This is a genomic window from Halosolutus halophilus (assembly GCF_022869805.1).
GTDB lineage: Archaea > Halobacteriota > Halobacteria > Halobacteriales > Natrialbaceae > Halosolutus > Halosolutus halophilus.
Genome location: NZ_CP094974.1, coordinates 2,247,591 through 2,265,535 on the forward strand (window position 1 = coordinate 2,247,591; position 17,945 = coordinate 2,265,535).

18 protein-coding genes are annotated in these 17,945 nt (G+C 64.2%); 10 read left to right on the plus strand and 8 right to left on the minus strand.

What is annotated here, in order from left to right; translation table 11 throughout:
• Positions 1–18: 18 nt before the first annotated feature.
• Positions 19–402, minus strand: a complete 384-nt coding sequence (gcvH, locus tag MUG98_RS11005) for a glycine cleavage system protein GcvH (protein ID WP_265112157.1) — start codon at positions 400–402, stop codon at positions 19–21.
• The gene (gcvT, locus tag MUG98_RS11010) at positions 402–1,529 is read right to left on the minus strand and encodes a glycine cleavage system aminomethyltransferase GcvT (protein WP_265112158.1); all 1,128 of its coding nucleotides are present in this window, start codon (positions 1,527–1,529) and stop codon (positions 402–404) included. Before gcvT ends, gcvH begins: the two co-directional genes overlap by 1 nt.
• Positions 1,530–1,714: 185 nt before the next feature.
• Between gcvT and MUG98_RS11015 the strand changes: the two genes are divergently transcribed.
• Positions 1,715–2,173, plus strand: a complete 459-nt coding sequence (locus tag MUG98_RS11015) for an NYN domain-containing protein (protein ID WP_265112159.1) — start codon at positions 1,715–1,717, stop codon at positions 2,171–2,173.
• 61 nt (positions 2,174–2,234) lie between these two features.
• Here the strand turns inward: MUG98_RS11015 and MUG98_RS11020 are convergent, their stop codons facing one another.
• Positions 2,235–3,857 (minus strand): S8 family peptidase, encoded by a 1,623-nt coding sequence (locus MUG98_RS11020; protein WP_265112160.1) that lies wholly within the window; start codon positions 3,855–3,857, stop codon positions 2,235–2,237.
• A gap of 342 nt (positions 3,858–4,199) precedes the next feature.
• On the opposite strand from MUG98_RS11020, the gene MUG98_RS11025 reads away from it, so the two are divergent.
• The 3 genes from MUG98_RS11025 (at position 4,200) to MUG98_RS11035 (ending at position 6,230) form a co-directional block, all read left to right on the plus strand.
• The gene (locus tag MUG98_RS11025) at positions 4,200–5,057 is read left to right on the plus strand and encodes a TatD family hydrolase (protein WP_265112161.1); all 858 of its coding nucleotides are present in this window, start codon (positions 4,200–4,202) and stop codon (positions 5,055–5,057) included.
• A gap of 107 nt (positions 5,058–5,164) precedes the next feature.
• A complete protein-coding gene (locus MUG98_RS11030; RefSeq protein WP_265112162.1) occupies positions 5,165–5,743 on the plus strand; it encodes a DUF2150 family protein in 579 nt (192 codons plus the stop codon).
• A 115-nt stretch (positions 5,744–5,858) separates the two neighbouring features.
• Entirely contained in the window at positions 5,859–6,230 is a 372-nt protein-coding gene (locus MUG98_RS11035; RefSeq protein WP_265112163.1) for a 30S ribosomal protein S8e, read from the plus strand.
• A gap of 110 nt (positions 6,231–6,340) precedes the next feature.
• On the opposite strand, the gene MUG98_RS11040 is transcribed toward MUG98_RS11035, so the two are convergent.
• The gene (locus tag MUG98_RS11040; RefSeq protein WP_265112164.1) at positions 6,341–7,336 is read right to left on the minus strand and encodes a phosphate uptake regulator PhoU; all 996 of its coding nucleotides are present in this window, start codon (positions 7,334–7,336) and stop codon (positions 6,341–6,343) included.
• 854 nt (positions 7,337–8,190) lie between these two features.
• On the opposite strand from MUG98_RS11040, the gene MUG98_RS11045 reads away from it, so the two are divergent.
• From MUG98_RS11045 to MUG98_RS11070, 6 genes are all read left to right on the plus strand, one after another.
• Positions 8,191–9,165 (plus strand): PstS family phosphate ABC transporter substrate-binding protein, encoded by a 975-nt coding sequence (locus tag MUG98_RS11045; RefSeq protein ID WP_265112165.1) that lies wholly within the window; start codon positions 8,191–8,193, stop codon positions 9,163–9,165.
• Positions 9,162–10,085 (plus strand): phosphate ABC transporter permease subunit PstC, encoded by a 924-nt coding sequence (gene pstC, locus MUG98_RS11050; RefSeq protein WP_265112166.1) that lies wholly within the window; start codon positions 9,162–9,164, stop codon positions 10,083–10,085. Before MUG98_RS11045 ends, pstC begins: the two co-directional genes overlap by 4 nt.
• Positions 10,085–10,981 carry a phosphate ABC transporter permease PstA gene (gene pstA / locus MUG98_RS11055; protein WP_265112167.1) on the plus strand — a complete coding sequence of 299 codons (897 nt, stop codon included), beginning with the start codon at positions 10,085–10,087 and terminating at the stop codon, positions 10,979–10,981. Before pstC ends, pstA begins: the two co-directional genes overlap by 1 nt.
• Positions 10,978–11,853, plus strand: a complete 876-nt coding sequence (pstB, locus tag MUG98_RS11060; protein ID WP_265112168.1) for a phosphate ABC transporter ATP-binding protein PstB — start codon at positions 10,978–10,980, stop codon at positions 11,851–11,853. Before pstA ends, pstB begins: the two co-directional genes overlap by 4 nt.
• A gap of 185 nt (positions 11,854–12,038) precedes the next feature.
• Positions 12,039–12,710, plus strand: a complete 672-nt coding sequence (gene phoU / locus MUG98_RS11065; RefSeq protein ID WP_265112169.1) for a phosphate signaling complex protein PhoU — start codon at positions 12,039–12,041, stop codon at positions 12,708–12,710.
• Positions 12,711–12,808: 98 nt separating this feature from the next.
• Positions 12,809–13,399, plus strand: a complete 591-nt coding sequence (locus MUG98_RS11070) for a hypothetical protein (RefSeq protein ID WP_265112170.1) — start codon at positions 12,809–12,811, stop codon at positions 13,397–13,399.
• 99 nt (positions 13,400–13,498) lie between these two features.
• Here the strand turns inward: MUG98_RS11070 and MUG98_RS11075 are convergent, their stop codons facing one another.
• From MUG98_RS11075 to MUG98_RS11090, 4 genes are all read right to left on the minus strand, one after another.
• A complete protein-coding gene (locus MUG98_RS11075; protein WP_265112171.1) occupies positions 13,499–14,140 on the minus strand; it encodes a cupredoxin domain-containing protein in 642 nt (213 codons plus the stop codon).
• A 173-nt stretch (positions 14,141–14,313) separates the two neighbouring features.
• Entirely contained in the window at positions 14,314–14,691 is a 378-nt protein-coding gene (locus tag MUG98_RS11080; RefSeq protein WP_265112172.1) for a DUF8055 family protein, read from the minus strand.
• 2 nt (positions 14,692–14,693) lie between these two features.
• Positions 14,694–16,364, minus strand: a complete 1,671-nt coding sequence (locus tag MUG98_RS11085) for an FAD-dependent monooxygenase (RefSeq protein WP_265112173.1) — start codon at positions 16,362–16,364, stop codon at positions 14,694–14,696.
• Positions 16,364–17,944: an electron transfer flavoprotein subunit alpha/FixB family protein gene (locus tag MUG98_RS11090; protein ID WP_265112174.1), complete on the minus strand. Its 1,581-nt coding sequence runs from the start codon at positions 17,942–17,944 to the stop codon at positions 16,364–16,366. Before MUG98_RS11090 ends, MUG98_RS11085 begins: the two co-directional genes overlap by 1 nt.
• Between the last annotated feature and the right edge of the window lies 1 nt (position 17,945).

Genomic DNA, 17,945 nt, shown 5'->3' on the forward strand with positions numbered 1-17,945 from the left:
TGCAGCCGATCCAGTGATTCAGGCGATCTGGTCCTCGTACTCGTCCGCGGTCAGGAGAGCGTCGAGTTCGCTCGCGTCGTCGGGGTCGATCTCGAGCATCCAGCCCTCGCCGAACGGATCGTCGTTGACGAGTTCCGGCGCGTCGAACAGTTCTTCGTTGATCGACGCGACCTCGCCGCTGACGGGTGCGTAGAGGTCGGACACCGCTTTGATCGATTCGATGACGCCGAACTCCTCCTCCTGTGTGACCGCGTCGCCCTCGTCGGGGAGTTCGACGAAGACGACGTCGCCGAGTTCGTCCTGTGCGAAGTCGGTGATGCCGACGCGAACGACGCCGTCGGTCTCTTCGGCCCACTCGTGCGATTCTAGATACTGCCGGTCTTCGGGAATGTCGAAGCTCATTATACTGTGTCAATGAAGGGGATGGGTTCAACTCTTGCTTTTTTGGACTGTCCGCGAACGACGACCTGTAACGTCGTGCCAGGGTCGGCGTACTCGATCGGTACGTAGCCGAGCCCGATCGGTCTCTCGAGGGTCGGGCTCATCGTGCCGCTGGTGACCGTTCCGACGACCCGACTCTCGGTGGTGGTGATGTCGTAGCCGTGGCGGGGGACGCCCCGATCGATCAGCGCGAAGCCGACGAGTTCCTCTTCGATACCCTCCTCGCGAACCCGCGCGAGCGCGTCGCGGCCGACGAACTCCGTCTCAAGGTCGACGGTGAAGCCGATACCGGCCTCGTAAGGCGTCCGTGGATTCGACTCGACGTCGAAGTCCTGCCCGGCGAGCAACAGGCCCGCTTCGATCCGCAGGGTGTCGCGGGCCCCGAGGCCACAGGGCTGGCAGTCGAGCATCGACCAGATCGCCTCGGCCTCGGACCAGGGAACGATCAGTTCGAACCCGTCCTCGCCCGTGTAGCCGGTGCGAGCGGTCCAGCACGTCGTCTCGCCGATCGTTGCGTATCTGGCCTCGAACCGATTCAGGTCGGTGACCGAGTCGTCGACCACTCGATCGACGAGGTCGGGTGCCTCGGGCCCCTGAACGGCGAACATCGCGTACTCGTCGGTCCGGTTGTCGACGGTCGCGTCGAGGTCCCACTCGTTTCGGTGGGTGATCCAGCGTTCGTGGGTCGCCTCGTCGGTCCCCGCGTTGGGGACGAAGAGGTACGTCGGGTCGCCGCCTCCGGCCGAACCAGCCGATCGCTCGCCATCCCCGTCCGGGAGCCGGTAGACCACCGTGTCGTCGATGATGTTGCCATCCTCGTTCGTGATGGTCGCGTACTGCGAGTCGCCGACGTCGAGTCTGGTGACGTCGTTCGAGGTGAGCCGTTGCATCAGCGTCGTCGCGTCGGGGCCGGTGACGTGAATCTGGCCCATGTGGGAGACGTCGAACTTCCCCACGTCGGTGCGAACGGCCTCGTGTTCGGTACGAATCGAGTCGAATTCGACTGGCATGTCCCAGCCACCGAACTCCGTGAACTTCGCCCCCCGGTCGTCGTGAATCCCACGCAACGGCGGCGTCTGAAGCGGCATACTCGGGTGGACACTCTCGGGATAGTAATGTCTTTTCGTCAGTCGGGCGTCCGCGGCCGTCGTCACGACCGATCGGAAGTCGGTTCGAGCGCGATCGGTTCGGCGGCCGTTCGGCGATCCGTTCCCCCGTTGAGTGACGACGCCGATCCGTCACACCTATTTCCGGCGGGGGGAAACGGGCGAGCATGTTCGACCGCGTTCGTGCCCGTCTCGCGCCCGATTCCGAGGGACCGCCGACCGTCGGTCTGTTCGTCGACGGGCCGAACGTCTTCCGCGACGAGTTCGACGTCGACCTCGACGACCTCCGTACGGCAGCGCGGGACCTCGGCCGGGTCGGCGTCATTCGCCTCTATCTCGACGAACACGCCACCCCCGGACTCATCCAGGCCGCTGAGGCCCGCGGGTTCGAGGTGATCGTGACCAGCGGCGACGTCGACGTCAAACTCGCCGTCGACGCGACCGCGCTCGCCGGCGACGGCACGTTCGATCGGCTCGCCATCGCCTCGCGGGACACCGATTTCAAACCCGTCCTCGAGTACGCCGGAACCGTCGGCGTCGAGACCGTCGCGATCGCACCGGGATCGTACGGCCGATCGGACGCGCTCCGGAACGCAGCGGACGACGCGATCACGCTCGGTACCTGATCGATCGGCGGCGTCGAACGTGCGATCCGTCGCTGTCGGCCGCCGCTCGATCCGAACGTCGTTACTGCCCCCGTTCCCGGACCGTCAGCGTGTACGCACCGCTTCCGGTATCGGCGTGCACCTGGATTCCCAGGTCCTCGTCACCGGAGAGCGAAACGGAAATGGACTCGCTGGCGCCGGATTCGGCGCTCCCTTCGTCGTAGTCCCACCGACTCGGTGACCGCCCGTCGAGGGTCACGTACAGGTGGAAGTCGGCGTCAGCCGGTCCCTCGAGTGTGAGCGTGACGGAACACGGATCCGACGTGTACAGGGGATAGCTGTATCGATCGCTTTCGCCCCACCAGCCGCCGCTGAGTTCCCCGTCGGCGCTCGCGGTGATCGTTTCGTCGCCACACTCGCCGCTCGACTCCCCGTCGCCACCCGATCCCTCGTCGGAATCCGGATACGGATCGGTCGTCACCGCAGCCCCCGCGTCGACGCGACCGTGGCCCTGCGCGTCCGCGTCGAGGCCGACGTCGACGGCAGTCTCCTGGAGGTGCTCCTGGAGGGCCTCGCGCGAGAGATCGGGATAGGCCGATCGCACCAGGCCGGCCACACCGGAGACGACCGGCGCTGCCATCGACGTTCCCGACATCCGTGCATACCCGTCCCAGGGGACGGCCGAGACGAGCCTGGTGCCCGGTGCCGCGAGGTCGATTCCCGTGCCCCTGTTCGAGAAAGCGGCGATCGAGTCGTTCTCGTCGACCGCCGAGACGCCGATCACGTCCTCGTAGGCTGCCGGATACATGACGCCGTCAGCCCCCTCGTTGCCGGCGGCTCCGACGAGCAGGCACCCCCGATCCCGCGCGTACTCGCAGGCGTTCGCGAGGGTCGCGTAGTCGTCGCCCGTCCCGAGCGAGAGGTTGACGACGTCCGCGCCGGCGTCGGCAGCCCACTGGATCGCGTCGGCGATGTCGGACAGCGAACCGCGACCGGACTCGTCGAGCGCGCGAACGGAGAGCAGCGAACAGTTGCTGATGCCCGCGTGTCCGGTGGCGTTGTCGGTTTCACCCGCGGCGATCGCTCCGACGTGCGTTCCGTGCCGTTCCTCGTCGCTCGCCGGATAGGGCTCGCTCCCCGACCGGACGAAGTCCTCGCCGTGTCGATCGTCGATCGTGCCAGCGAGCGTCGGATGATCGTACTGGATGCCCTGGTCGACCACGGCGACGACGACGTCGTCGTCGCCGAGCGTCGTCTCCCAGGCGGTCTCGCAGCCGATTTGCTGCGGGGCGTGCTGGGAATCGTAGTAGGGATCGTCGGGTTCGCCGATCGCCTCGATCGTCGCGTTCGGTTCGACGTATTCGACCTCGTCGAATCGGGTGACGGCCTCGACGAACTGCTCGCGTGCCCGATCCGGAGCGTCCGAGGGAAACGAGACGGTGGCGTAGTAAATCGCGTCGTTCGTCCGACCGATTTCGGCGTTAGCGGGGGCGGCCGAGCGGACCGCTCCGCGAACGTCCGAGACCGACTCGGAGACGCCGACGAGGAGTTCGTCTTTCCTGGGGCCCGAATCGCCTCCAGGGGTCGTGCTCGCGCTCGCGAGCCCGGTCGATCCGAGCAAGCCACCGAGTGAAAGAGACCGCAGAATCGTTCGCCGATCGACCGGCGGTGTTCTGCCCCGATCGTTGGAGCCGTCCTGTGGCATGGAGTGACTATCATCACTCCCTGAAATTAGTAAACTCTTATCGAACTGAAGATTATTTATCCGGATTACAATCGCGACTCTCCTGTCAGTAGCAAATATATCGTCGACTTAAAGCGTACATTCGTACAGCCGCCGATTGAAACGACGCCGATCGACGTCGGAAAACTAACCCGGCGTTTGATGGCGGATCGACACCCATAGCGGGACTGTGCGATCGCAACGGGGAAGACGGGCGTCCGACCGGAACGCCGTCGCGGGGACACCGGGACGCGCACCTGTCGCGAGCGACGCGCGGGACGCAAAGTCGATGATTTTTCCCGGCTCGATCGCCGAACCGGGAGTATGATCGCCGACGAAACGCCGATTCTCGACAACCACCTCCACCTCGATCCGGACGCCAACCGCGGCATCGACGCGGTCCGGGACTTCGCACGCGTGGGCGGCACGCATCTGCTCGTGGTGAACAAACCGTCCTGGCATCTCGGCGTCGAGGCGGTTGCAGGCGAGGACTTCCGCCCGGTCTTCGAGCGCACCATCGAGATCGTCGACGAGGCATCCGCGGAACTCGACGGGCGCGCCTGGCCGGTGCTGGGGGTCCACCCCGGGCTGATCTCCCGACTCGTCGACGATCGCGGCTACGCGCCCGAGGAGGCCCGGGAGATCATGCGGGGCGGCATCGACGTCGCCGCGGAGTACGTCGAGCGCGGCGACGCGCTGGCCCTGAAGTCCGGCCGGCCCCACTACGACGTCGACGAAGCCGTCTGGGACGCCTCGAACGCCGTCATGCGGCGCGCTTTCGAACGGGCGGCGGAGATCGACTGCGCCGTCCAGCTACACGCTGAGGCGAGCGAGGACATGACCGCGGTGACCGACTGGGCCGAGGCGGCGGGACTGCCGGCCCACAGGGTCGTCAAACACTACGCGGGCGGCCGACTCGAGGGCCCGATTCCGAGCGTCATGAGCGAGAAAGCCCGCCTCGAGGTTGCCGCCGAACGCGGCGACCCGTTCCTGATGGAGACGGACTACATCGACGACCCCGATCGACCGGGGGCCGTACTGGGTCCCAAGACGGTCCCCCGCCGCGTCTCGTGGCTGCTCGAGAACGGCCACGACGAGGCCGTCCGGAACGCACACGTCGAGACGCCCGAACTGGTCTACGGCATCGACACGGAGGCCACGCTCGCGCCCGGCGATCGGTGACGCGAGCAATTAGTCCGGACGCAGTCCGAGTATTCGCCGTGCGTGACAGTCACGCGCCGAAGATGGTGTAGAGAAAGGCATTTCAAGCGGCCGGTGTAGGTGTCTGTATGAGCAATCCGCCGACCGAGTTCTACTCGGAGGAACGCTGGCAGAACTGGATCGATCGCATCAAAGACGAAGAGATCGATCCGGAAGACGAATCGTCGGCTCGACTGCTGTTGAACCTGCAGGACGACACGGCGATCGCGATCGCGAAGATCGTCGCCGCCTACGACGACGGTGAACTCGGTGAGGAGGAAGCGCTCGAGGAGATCGACGACGTCCGCGAGATCGTCCTCGGCGAGGTCGAGATCGAAGACGAGGAGAAACTGATCCTCGTCGACGGCGTGCAGACGAGCCTCGTCTGCGTCTTCTTCGCCGCCGAAGAGTACATCGCCAACGGACCGGCCGACGAGGGGAGCGTCGGCGACTACCTCGGCGCTGCGGCGGACGCGGAGGCCGAAGAGGATCTCGACGCCGCGCTCGGCTACGCCGCACAGGCGGGAACCCTCATCGTCGACGGCGAGGAACTCGATATGGATATCGCCGAGGACCTCGAGTACGGCCTCGTCACGGAGTGGATCAACGGGTTAGACAGCCTCCAGAGTGCGATGAGCGACCCCGAAGTCGTCGAAGAGGACGAATAGCGCGACTCCGACAACCTCGGGCCGATCGGCCGACGTTCGATCGCGCCCGACCGATCGTGGCTTCCTCGCGGGCCGACTCGTTGCATTCAAATAGCCGCCGCGACTGGGTTCGGGTATGCAAGACCAGGGACGATCTACGCGCAAGCGAACCGGTGGTCGACTGAAGAACGTTCGAAAGCGCCGCAAGAACGAACTCGGTCGGCTGCCGACCGAGACGCAGGTCGGCGAGCCCCGGTTCCGGACCGTCGACGTCCGCGGTAACGACACCAAAACCCGCGCACTGGCGACGAACGTCGCGAGCGTCAACAAGGGCGACGAGACCGTCAGCGCCGACATCGAGGACGTCGTCGAGAACGAGGCGAACCCGAACTACGTCCGCCGGAACATCATCACGAAGGGTGCCGTCATCGAGACCTCCGAGGGAACCGCCCGCGTGACGTCCCGTCCCGGCCAGACCGGCCAGGTCAACGCCGTTCTGCTCGACTGAACGAACTTCTGCGGCCGTTTCTCTCGACCGATACCCCGTGGCCGTACCCGCGGCTCACGCGCGATGGTCGGCACTCGAAATCGATCGTCGGGACTCAGAACGTCGGACGCTTACGGGCGCGGCGCTGCCTTCTGCAGCGCCGTCTCCGCGATGTTGCCGCCGTAGTCGGCACTCCGGGAGAGCGAGTCGACGATCAGTCCGAGCGACTGGGCCTGGACGGGGTCCAGTTCCCGGAGCATGTCGTCGATCCGCCGGGTGTGCTGGTCGATGTCGATCACCGCCTCGCGAGCGGCGTGTCCGAGCCGGTTTGCCTCCTCGGTTTCCTCGGCGACCAGCGCGTCCATCGACTTCTCGAGGATGTCGAAGGCGTCCTCGTGCAGGGCGACGAGTGCGTCGGCCACGTCCGCGGGGATCTCGTCGAGTTTCAGCGCGAGGTTACTGATCTTGGCGGCGTGGTCCGCGACCCGTTCGAGTTGCCGCGCACTCGAGTGGTAGTCGAAGCAGTCCTCGCGGGGCACGCCGAGTTCTTCGGCCGCACGCGGGGACCGCAGCGTCGCCCGGAAGATCCGGGAGACGACCAACCAGAGCCGATCGACGTCGTCGTCGCGCTCGATGACGTCCTGGGCGATGTCGTCGTCGTTTTCGATGAGGGCGGTGACGGCGTCCTCGAGCATCGACTGGGCGATGAGGCGCATCCGGGAGACGGCGTTGACGATCGATAGCTCCGACGAGTCGAGCAGGTCCTGGATGACGACGCTGTCGGTGGTCTCCTCGAGCACCTCGACGCCGACCAGTCCGTGCGTCGCGTTGCGGATCGCACTTCGCTGATCGGTCGTGATACGGTTCGCCTCGAGGCGAATGATGTCGAAGCCGCTGACGTACATCGTCATCACGGCCCGGGTGAGTCGCTCGCCTTCGATGTCCGTGATGTCGAGCGTACCCTCCTGACGGTCGGTCTCGCTTCTGGGAGTCAACAACAGTGCATCGTCCTCCGGGTAAAACTCGACCGTCGTCCCGGAACTGACGCCGTTTTCGGTCGCCCAGGTCTTCGGAAGTGAGACGGTAAACGTGGAACCGCCCGTTACCTGCACCTTTCGCGTCTCCATACGGGGCGGTTTCGGCCGTGTACCTATAAATTCACCTTCCTCTATAGCCGCCACTATCCACGACATACGTGCACAATATCGCCGCTGTTCCGGATATTCGGTCGAAATACACTCGCCGAATAGCCGCTGACAACGGGCTCCGAATAGACGGATATTTAGATGGTGCTTCTGGATACGTCATGATCTCCTATTCCGGCGATGGGTGCCGTCACGGTCCGGAGTTGGCGCTCGCTGCGAGAACAGCTGCTGCTCGTCCTCGAGGATCGGTTCGAGGGCGACGAACAGGCGTTAGCCCTGGAGATTCGGCAACGACCGGTGAACCTCTTGCGCTGGCCGATCAGCCCCGGACGACCCAGACGGAGCTCGATTCGATCGGCGAGTGCGACCGTGACGACTGATTCTGAATCGGACGCGTTGCACCGCCATCCACGAGTGACTGTCTGAACGGCAAGGTGTACCAACTCCAGTACGACCGCATGCGGGTCCCAGAGCGTTTCGACGTTCGATTTCAGCGGTTGATAGGCCGGCGTTGCGATGTCCGGCGATTCGCCGCTTGCTCGACGTCGCGTGGCAGGCCAGGCGACGAACGGAAGCGATGTGATGCCCATCCTGACGGACTGGACGACTGCCACGGCCTCGTCTATATATGTTTGGTCGGTTCCTGTCGGAAACCGGTTCCTCGAACGCAGTTCGGATCGATCCGACCGAGCCTCGTGGGAAGAATTGACATACGTATAGCTCAGTGGTCCGACGCGGACATCAATTGGGAATCTGATACGTAGCTCCAGTGAATACATATCTCTATATAGTGCTCATAGTAGTCTACTTACCTACAGTGGGGCTTCGATTCGATGATGTCGAGAGATTCCACGGCGTCACTGTCGACTGGGCTCGGTCGGCGTGATTTTCTCGCCGCGGCAAGTGTTGCTCTCTCCGGGGGACTGGCGGGTTGTACCGGAGTCTTCGCCGAAGAGGGCAATCAGATAAACATCGCGGGAAGCAGTACTGTCTTTCCCGTGACCGAGGCGATCGCCTCCGCGTTCTCAGAAGAACATCCGACCATCAACCTCTCGCTGAGCAAGACCGGGACCGGAGGTGGGTTCGGGAACTTCTTCTGTGCGGGACGGACCGACATTAACAACGCGAGTCGGGCGATCGCCGACGCCGAAGTCGAACAGTGCGGGAACAATAGCGTCACACCCCTCGAATTTCAGATCGCGACGGACGCGCTGACGGTCGTCGCAAATCCCAACGCAGACTGGGTCGACTGTCTCACCGTCGAACAGCTCCGCGAGATCTGGCGCGCCGACGGTGCCCAGCGCTGGAGCGACATCGACGAGGAGTGGCCCGACGAGGAGTTCGAACTGTACGGTGCCGCGACCACCTCGGGCACGTTCGACTATTTCAACGAGGCGGTCCTCGGCGAGGAAGTGAACCACCGAAGCGACTACTACGCGACCGAGCGTGATCGAACGATCGTTCAGGGGGTCCGCGGTTCGGAGGCCGCGATGGGCTACTTCGGCTTCGCGTACTACAGCGAAAACCCGGAGACGATCAAGGGCATCTCGATCGACAACGGGAACGGCTGCGTCGAACCGTCGATCGAAACGGCGAAATCCGGCGAGTACAAGCCCCTCTCACGACCGCTGTTCATCTACATCGCGAAGGAGTCGCTTACGAAACCAGCCGTTCGGAACTTCGCCCGTTTCTACCTGAAGCGGGCTGCGACGGATCTGGTTTCCGACGTCGGCTACGTGCCGGTCACGGAAGAGCAACGCGACGAGAACCTCGAGAAACTCGAGGCAGCGATCGAGGAGGTGACCGAATGAGCACCCCCGAATTCTCTCACGACGACATTCGCTCGGCACGAGGTGCCGCGTTTCGGTACCTCTTCATGCTCTGTGCGCTCCTGTCGATTCTTACGACCGTCGCGATCGTCCTGACGCTGCTCGTCGACGCGATCGATTTCTTCGCACAGGTCTCGCTCGTCGAGTTCCTCACCGGCACGCGGTGGAGCCCGACGAACGAACCGGTCACGTTCGGCGTTCTCCCGCTGATTTCGGGGACGCTGGTCATCACCATCGGTTCGGCGCTGGTCGCGCTCCCGATCGGGCTGCTGACGGCGATCTATCTCAGCGAGTACGCCTCAGAGCGACGGCGAGCCTACCTCAAGCCGGCGCTCGAGGTGCTGGCGGGCGTTCCGACGGTCGTCTACGGCTACTTCGCGCTCGTCTACGTCACGCCGGCACTGGACACGTTCCTGCCGCTGTCGACGTTCAACGCGCTGTCGGCGTCGATCATGGTCGGGATCATGATCATCCCGATGGTCTCCTCGATCAGCGAGGACGCCATGAGTGCGGTGCCGGACTCGCTGCGCCAGGCCAGTTACGGCCTCGGCGCGACGAAGTTCACCGTCTCGACGTCCGTCGTCGTACCGGCGGCGCTGTCGGGGATCTTCTCGTCGTTCATCCTCGCGCTCTCGCGGGCGATCGGGGAGACGATGATCGTCGCCATCGCCGCGGGACAGACGCCGCGGATGGCCGACCTGACCGATCCGGCGGGGATGTTCCTGGACTCGATCCAGACGATGACCGCCGCGATGGTCCAGATCGGGACGGGCGACATCGTCGGGCAGGGCGTCGCCTACAAGAGCCTCTTCGCGGTCGGACTGACCCTGTTCGTCATCACGTTCATCATGAACCTGATCAGTGAACTCGTCGCATCACGCTATCGGGAGGTGTATCGCTAATGGCAGCCGACACTCACGACGCACCCGTCGACTCCGGGTTCGGTCAGGTCAGCCGAGGGAAAGACGTCGCCTTTCGCTTGCTCGCGCTGGCGGCGACTCTCGTCGGAATCGTCTCGCTCGCGACGTTGCTGACGAACGTCGCCGTCGACGCAGTCGGCTGGCTCGACTGGGGATTCCTCACGAGCCCGCCCCATCCGAACCCGTACGAAGCCGGATTCCTCCCGGCACTGATCGGCTCTATCGCGATCATGCTCCTGATCGCGTTGATCACGTTCCCGCTCGGCGTCGGAGCTGCGGTCTACCTCGAGGAATATGCCAACGACGGCTACCTCACGCGGTTCATCCAGCTCAACATCGCTAACCTCGCGGGCGTCCCCTCGGTCGTTTACGGCCTGCTGGGGCTGGGCCTGTTCGTGGGCTTCTTTAATATCGGCTACGGGACGGTGCTGGCCGCGGCGTTTACCATCGCCCTGCTCATCCTTCCGATCGTGATAATCTCGGCCCAGGAGGCGATCCGGGCGGTACCCGACTCCCAGCGGCAGGCCTCATACGGGATGGGTGCGACGAAGTGGCAAACGATTCGAAACGTCGTTCTGCCGCGAGCCATGCCCGGGATCATGACCGGGACGATCCTCGCGCTTGGGCGAGCGATCGGCGAAACGGCACCGCTGATCATGATCGCTGCCCCGACGACGGTCTTCGGAATCCCCAACAGCCTCTTCAGTAAGGTCAGCGCCATGCCCCTGCAGATCTACAACTGGGCGTCCTACCCCGAAACGGAGTTCCAGTACGGCGTCGTCGCCGCCGGCGTCGTCACGCTACTCGTCGTCCTGCTTACGATCAACTCGATCGCGATCCTCATCCGGAACAGATATCAGCGGAGGAACGCACAATGACACAAGAAGCAATGACTTCCTCAGAGGCGGAACAGACCGACGAACAACGAACCGGTCCAATGCCGGGGGGCGATAGCCTCGCCGATCGAACTGGTGACTACGAGAGCGAGACGGTCGCGGATCGAACGCTCATCGAGGCGCGCGATCTCGACGTCTACTACGGCGACGATCAGGCCCTTCGGGGAATCGATATGGAGATCCCGGAGAAGCAGGTGACGGCGCTCATCGGGCCGTCGGGCTGTGGGAAGTCGACGTTCCTGCGCTCGATCAACCGGATGAACGACCTCATCGACATCGCTCGCGTCGATGGCGACCTGTACTTCCGCGGGAAGAACGTCTACGACGACGACGTCGATCCCGTCGCCCTGCGCCGCAAGATCGGGATGGTCTTCCAGTCGCCGAACCCCTTCCCGAAGTCGATCTACGACAACGTCGCCTACGGACTGCGCGTCCAGGGGAAAGACGACGACGTCGACGAGAAGGTTCACACCGCACTCGAACGGGCCGCGTTGCTCGAGGAAGTCGAGGATCAACTCGACTCGAGCGGACTGGATCTCTCGGGCGGTCAGCAACAGCGGCTCTGTATCGCGCGTGCCATCGCGCCCGATCCAGAAGTCATCCTGATGGACGAACCTGCCTCGGCGCTCGACCCCGTCGCAACCTCGAAGATCGAGGACCTCATCGAGGACCTCGCCGAGGAGTATACGGTCGTGATCGTCACGCACAACATGCAACAGGCCGCCCGCATCTCCGACAAGACCGCCGTCTTCCTCACCGGCGGCGAACTCGTCGAGTTCGACGATACCAACAAGATCTTCGAGAACCCCGAGAGCGATCGCGTCGAGGACTACATCACCGGTAAGTTCGGATAGTCCCTTCGTCGCCGTCCCGGCGGCCGGACTTCCCGCCTCGGCCTCGACGCCGGTTTCGTCCCGTTCGAGCGACGGCTCCGGCAGACGTTGGTATCGAGTATCGATCGTCGCTTTTTCTGGAACGTGCGCTGGAAAAATCGTCGATGAGCGCAAACTACATCAAGGCTGGACAATAGGGCAGACGTATGGCCAGAAAATCCTACCAGGAGAAACTCGCGGAACTCCGTGAGGACACCCTCTACATGAGCGAGGTCGTGATGGAACGACTTCGGATGGGTCTCGACGCGCTGGAGCAGAAAGACGAAGAACTCGCACGCGAGGTGATCGCGGGTGACGACGAAATCAATCAGATGTACCTCGACCTCGAACAGGAGTGTATCGACCTGCTGGCGCTTCAACAGCCCGTCGCGAGCGACCTCCGGTTCATCGCCGCCTCGTTCAAGATCATCACCGACCTGGAGCGGATCGGCGACCTCGCCACCAATCTCGGCGAGTACACGCTCGACTCCCAGCGTAACCTCTTCCCCGACGTCGACGTCCAGGAGATGGGGGACCTGACCCTCGAGATGATCGAGGACGCGATGGACGCGTACGATACCGAGGACACCGAGGCCTGTCGCGAAATCGCCGAGCGCGACGACGCCCTCGATCAGTTCGCCGAGCGCGCGAGCGGAATCGTCGTCCGGGACCTCATCGAGCGTGAACTCGAATCACCGGACGAGGTCGAACGACTCCTGCAGGACGTCTCGCGGCTCCTGTTGACGATCCGTGACCTGGAACGCGTGGGCGATCACTCCGTCAACATCGCCGCACGGACGCTCTACATGGTCGAGAACGACGACGAACTCATCTACTGATTCCCTCGACCGTCGGTCGTCTCCGGAGCGGGTCGTTCGCGGGTGCCAAACGCGTCGACGACGATCGCGAGGACCGCGACCGTCGATCCCGGTGCAGCGTGCCGTTCCCGTTCGAGACGCTGCTCGCTGCACAGCGAACGGCCACGGCTGGACCGAAGCACCTGTTCTCACAGGGTGTCGCGATCCAGCGAGCGTTCTCCGGGGCCACGCTGCGTGCGCTCGAAGGACAGGTCGCAGTCCAGCGTCTGGGACTCGAAGCCGTCCGTGCGACCACTCGCGCAACCCGTCAGGCAGTTGGCGATCCGACGGGGACGGAGATGGAGATGGAGATGGAGACCGGACGGACTCCCGAGCGAGCGCGATCGGAATCCATCGAATCTACGATATCGGATCTGTACGCGGCCCACTCGAAACTGCTGGACGCCTTCGAACGAGAACTCGAGGACGGTATCGACGCCGTCGACGAGTGTACCGACGCACAGGTCGACACACTCGCGGCTGGCACCGCCCTGCTGCTGGCCGTCGATCGAAGACTCGGCGACGAGGCGGCGTCGGACGTCGATTTCCGGGCCCTCGAACAGTACCTCGATCGAACCCGGTCCGTGGACGAGCGACTCGACGAGCGATTCGAGTTACGCCGTCACGAGCCGACTGCAGTACTCTCGGCGCAACTCGAACAACTCGAGTAACTCGAACGGCACCTGCAGTAGGACGTCGGGACCGCGCAACGCAAGCGCGATCGACCGGTACCGTACCGTTTGCCGCGTGTGATCCGTCGGCGCTCGTTATTATTCGGATTCGTTGTCGTCTTCGGACTCGTTGTCGTCCATGGTTTCGTTTCCGGTCTCGTTTCCGGTCTCGTTGCCGGTTTCGTTACCGTCTCCGCCCATGCCGCCGCCGCTTTCGACTTCGATCGTGCCGCGCATCGTGCTTTCGTGTGGTCGACAGACGTACTCGGCCATCTCGCTGGTGATCTCGTCGACCTCGAGGGTCTGGGTCTCGCCTTGCTCGCCCATCGTGTCGGTCGAGTAGTCGTCGACGACCTCGTCGTTCTCGTCGACGATTTCGAGGTTGTGCGTCTGGCCGTCGAGGTTCTCCCACGTGAAGCTGTAGGCTTCGCCCTCCTGGAGGACGAGCGTCGGGTTCTCCTGGTCGGCGATCTGGTCGGGTGCCTGGCCCTGCCAGGCCTGGACCTCGGCGCCGAGTTCGATCTCGTCGTCCGGGCTGATCGCCTCGCCGCCAGCTGCACCGTCTTCGGTTTCGTTCCCGTCTCCGGTCTCGTTGCCGGTGCCGTTACCGTCCCCTCCGTTTTCACCTTCGCCGGGGCCACCGCCACCGCCGTCTGCACACCCTGCGACGAGCGTCGTTACTGCCGCGGTACCTGTGAACTGGAGCAGCCGTCGTCGGGAAAACTGGTCGTCACGTTCCATATACTCCTGTGAGGGTTCGATCCCGATAATCGATAACCCGTCACTTGCTTGTTAGTCAAAAGGGAGTATGCTCAGGACCATTGAGAGTCCAGCCTACGTTACAGGTTATCGACGGTTCCAGATTCGTTTCCGCCGAGCCTGAACGTGTGCTGTCCGCGTGAACAGGTCGCTTCCTATTCGTTTCCGTGACCGTGCGGACGTTCAGGGACACACGTCAGTAGCTGGGCCGTGTCGACGACGTTTCGCGTCTCGAGCAGGATTTCGGCGGCCTCGCGCACCGTGAACTCTGCGTCGAGGGCGACGCCGTGACACCGCGTGTAACACTCGAGCCACGAGTTCATCGCGTCCTCCAGCGCGGCGAGTTCGGCCTCGGCGAACGGAACCATCCGGCCGCCGGTCCGTGCCTCGACGTAGAGCCAGATGGCCTGGCCAGCGCCCTCCCGGAGGTACTCGATCGCATCGTCGGCTGTCGCGGTGTACGGATCGACGGCCGCCCGATCGCGCTCGGCCTGGCGGGCGAGCGCGGCGATTCGTGACCCGTAGCGACTCACGGTTAGCCCTCGCGATACTCGACGCCTTTTCCGCCGCGGGGATGTTCCCACTCGGTGTCGGCGACGATCGCGCACGTGCCACACTCGACGCAAGGCTGAGTGTCGAGGCTGACGACGGTCTCTTCGGTCCCGTTTCGTTTCACCTCCTCCGATCGGTAACAGCCGCCGCCGTAGTCTTCGGCGCTGACCGGACAGGCATAGACGGCAGCCCCGCTGGCCTCGAACGACTCGTCGGCGAGTTCGATGTGTGGGTTGCCGACGTCCGTGTCGTAGGTGAGGTCGCCGATGCGTTCCTCGAGCGACGGCGGTTCGATCTCGTTGTCCCAGTACACCGTCTTGCCGTGTTGCTCGCCGATGATCGCCGGCAGCGTAACGTAGCCGGTTCGCGTGTCCGGCAACATCGACACCATGAACGGCGAGTTGTAGGCTCGCTCGAGGACCCGTTTCGCGATCGGGTTGCCGATCGCGACGGAACCGATCGGCGACTTCAGCACCGTCTCGACGACGCTGGTGACGGCGTCGCGCTCGCCGACGGTCCGGGCGAGGTCGTACCGTCGGGGTCGGAGTTTGTCCATCGTCCCCGAGTCCTCGAGCATCTGGGCGTAGCGCCGACCGGCAGCGGCCGGATCGGCGTTGCCCCGCGTCGTCGCGAAGGCGTCGGCCGCGAGCGCGCCCGCGGTGACGGCGTGGTTCATCCCCTTGATGATCGGTCCCTGCGCCTGCATCTGGCCGGCGGCGTCGCCCACGAGCACGAGCCGATCCTGGTACGGTTCGGGGTGGGCGACCTTCTTCGAGTCCGGCACGAGTTTGGCGGCGTACTCCCGTTCGTGGTACTCGTCGCCGAGCCACTGGGCGAGCAACGGATGGGTCAGCAGGGCGTCCAGCAACTGGTGGGGTTCGGCCCGCTGTTCGACGAGACTGTCGAGGTGGAAGACGGTCCCGATCGACAGCGAGTCCTCGTTGGTGTAGAGGAAGCCGCCGCCGCGGACGTCCTCGAAGAGGTCACCCGAGAACAGGTGGGCGACGCCCTCGTCCGGGCCGATCGAGAACCGATCGTCGATCACGTCCGGTTCCACGTCGACGACGGCCTTGACGCCCTGGAACCACTCCTCGGGTTCCTCCCAGTCCATCAGGCCGGCGTCGCGGGCGAGTTCGGAGTTGACCCCGTCGGCGGCGACGATCAGGTCGGCTTCGATGGGATCGAGTTCGTCGCAGGTGACGCCGACGATCTCGTCGTCCTCGCGAAGGAGTCCGTTCACGCGAACGTTCGTCAGGACGCCACCGCCGGTCTCGCTCGTTTTCTCGTGGACCCGCTGCTCGAGCCACGAGTCCATCTTCCGTCGGAGAACCGCGTCACACCAGTCGGTGTCGTGCTCGTGGAGATCGGTCAGGTCGAACGTCGAGACCTCGTTGCCCGCGATGTTGTGGATCCGGTAGTCCGTGACGGGCCGCTCGGAAGCGGCCTCGCGGAACCCGTCGAAGAGGTCGTCGATCGTGTAGGCGGCCGACTCCTCGGCGTAAATCAATCCGCCCGAGACGTTCTTCGATCCCGCTTCGGTTCCACGTTCGAGGACGAGCGTCTCGACCCCGTGGTCGGCCAGTCGTGCTGCGGCCGCGGCCCCGCCGGGACCACAGCCGACGACGATCGCTTCGTAGTGTTCGTGCTCGGTCATCAGTCCTCACCTCCGTCCGTGACGGCCGGTACCTCGATCTCCCCGGATTTGGCTGCCTCGGTGAGTTTGGGCAACACCTCGAAGAGATCGCCCTCGACGAAGTAGTCGCTGAAGTCCCTGATCCGCGCGTCGGGATCGGTGTTGATCGCGACGATGGTGTCGGACTCGTCCATGCCGACCTTGTGCTGGACCGCGCCGGAGACGCCGGCCGCGACGTAGAGGTCTGGCGCGACGACCTGTCCGGTCTCGCCGATCTGGCGTTCCTCCTTCGAGTACTCCTCGACGTGGCCCTCGAACTCGTAGGAGGAGGTCACGATACCGCGGGTGATGCCGAGTTCGGCGTCCTCGAAGGCGTCGACGAGGTCGAGTCCGAGTTCCATCCCGTGCGTTGGATCGTCGGCGATGCCGCGACCGAGACAGACGATCACTTCGTGCCCGGTGAGGTCGATCCCGGCCTCCAGCTGGTCGCACTCCGTGATCTCGACCGCGAACCACTCGTCGTCCAGTTCCATCTCGTGTTCGACGACGAGCCCCTCCCGATCGTAATCGGGCTCCATCGGCTCGAAGCTGCCGGGAATGACCGACGCACCCTGCGGGTGGAACTCCCGCTCCGGATTGTCCAGACAGAGAATCGTCGAGTACTCGAACCCGGAGAAGTCCGGTCGCTTCATGTGCAGGACCTTCTCGAAGGTCTTCTTGACGCCGGGTTCGCCCGTCTTCACGGGGTTCGAGACCTCGTTCTCCTCGATGAAGAGGTCCGAACAGTCGGAGGCCAGCCCGGAGTCCAGTTCGGCCTGCACCTTCGCCGAGAGGTCCCGCCCGTTGTTCGTCGCCGGGAACAGGACGTACCGCGGTTTGTCGTGGTCGCGCCAGTCGGTACTCTCGACGGATCCCTCGCCGCGGGCCATGTGGGCCGAGATTTCGGTGTAGGGTTTGTGCAGGAACCGATCGAGTCGATCGTCGTCGTGGTAGACGGCGACGTCGGCCCCGTAGGCGATACACTCCTCGGCCAGCCCCTCGCAGTCGTCGCCCATCAGGAAGGCGACGACGTTCTCCTCCTCGCCGTAGTCGTCCGCGAACTGATCCATCAGTTCGCGGGCCTTGCCCAGCATCTCCGTCGAGACGTCGAGTAACTCGCCCTGCTGGGTCTCACAGAAGACCCACATGTCGGCGTATTCCCCGTTCGAGAGCGCGCGTACGTGCCTTTTGTCGCGCGTTGGATGGGAGAGGCCGTCGTCTTCCTCCGCTTCGTCCGATTCGCCCGCTTCATCCGTTTCTTCGACCACTTCTGTCTCCTCATCGTCGGCGTCGTCGATCGCTTCGCCCGCCGCGTCTTCTCCGACGTCTTCTTTCGTCGCCTCGTACTCGCCTTCCGTCTCCGTCCCGTCCTCGACGCCGTCGGCATCGCCGCCGTCGCCGATATCCTCGAGGCGGCTGTGAACCGCCTTACGTGCCGTCTTCCGGTCCTTGCCGGCCTGCTCGGCCTCCAGCACCGCCTGGAGTTCGTCCTCGTCGTCGATCGTCTCGAGTTCCTCGGTCAGTTCGTCGACCGTGTAGTCGTCCGGATCGATCGCCGTCATG

Coding starts and splice junctions, on each gene's coding strand:
- MUG98_RS11085 (WP_265112173.1), bottom strand. CDS start 16,364: ATGACCGAGCACGAACACTACGAAGCGATCGTCGTCGGCTGTGGTCCC.
- MUG98_RS11090 (WP_265112174.1), bottom strand. CDS start 17,944: ATGACGGCGATCGATCCGGACGACTACACGGTCGACGAACTGACCGAG.
- MUG98_RS11015 (WP_265112159.1), top strand. CDS start 1,715: ATGTTCGACCGCGTTCGTGCCCGTCTCGCGCCCGATTCCGAGGGACCG.
- MUG98_RS11030 (WP_265112162.1), top strand. CDS start 5,165: ATGAGCAATCCGCCGACCGAGTTCTACTCGGAGGAACGCTGGCAGAAC.
- pstB (WP_265112168.1), top strand. CDS start 10,978: ATGACACAAGAAGCAATGACTTCCTCAGAGGCGGAACAGACCGACGAA.
- phoU (WP_265112169.1), top strand. CDS start 12,039: ATGGCCAGAAAATCCTACCAGGAGAAACTCGCGGAACTCCGTGAGGAC.
- pstC (WP_265112166.1), top strand. CDS start 9,162: ATGAGCACCCCCGAATTCTCTCACGACGACATTCGCTCGGCACGAGGT.
- gcvH (WP_265112157.1), bottom strand. CDS start 402: ATGAGCTTCGACATTCCCGAAGACCGGCAGTATCTAGAATCGCACGAG.
- gcvT (WP_265112158.1), bottom strand. CDS start 1,529: ATGCCGCTTCAGACGCCGCCGTTGCGTGGGATTCACGACGACCGGGGG.
- MUG98_RS11025 (WP_265112161.1), top strand. CDS start 4,200: ATGATCGCCGACGAAACGCCGATTCTCGACAACCACCTCCACCTCGAT.
- MUG98_RS11075 (WP_265112171.1), bottom strand. CDS start 14,140: ATGGAACGTGACGACCAGTTTTCCCGACGACGGCTGCTCCAGTTCACA.
- MUG98_RS11035 (WP_265112163.1), top strand. CDS start 5,859: ATGCAAGACCAGGGACGATCTACGCGCAAGCGAACCGGTGGTCGACTG.
- MUG98_RS11045 (WP_265112165.1), top strand. CDS start 8,191: ATGTCGAGAGATTCCACGGCGTCACTGTCGACTGGGCTCGGTCGGCGT.
- MUG98_RS11020 (WP_265112160.1), bottom strand. CDS start 3,857: ATGCCACAGGACGGCTCCAACGATCGGGGCAGAACACCGCCGGTCGAT.
- MUG98_RS11040 (WP_265112164.1), bottom strand. CDS start 7,336: ATGGAGACGCGAAAGGTGCAGGTAACGGGCGGTTCCACGTTTACCGTC.
- pstA (WP_265112167.1), top strand. CDS start 10,085: ATGGCAGCCGACACTCACGACGCACCCGTCGACTCCGGGTTCGGTCAG.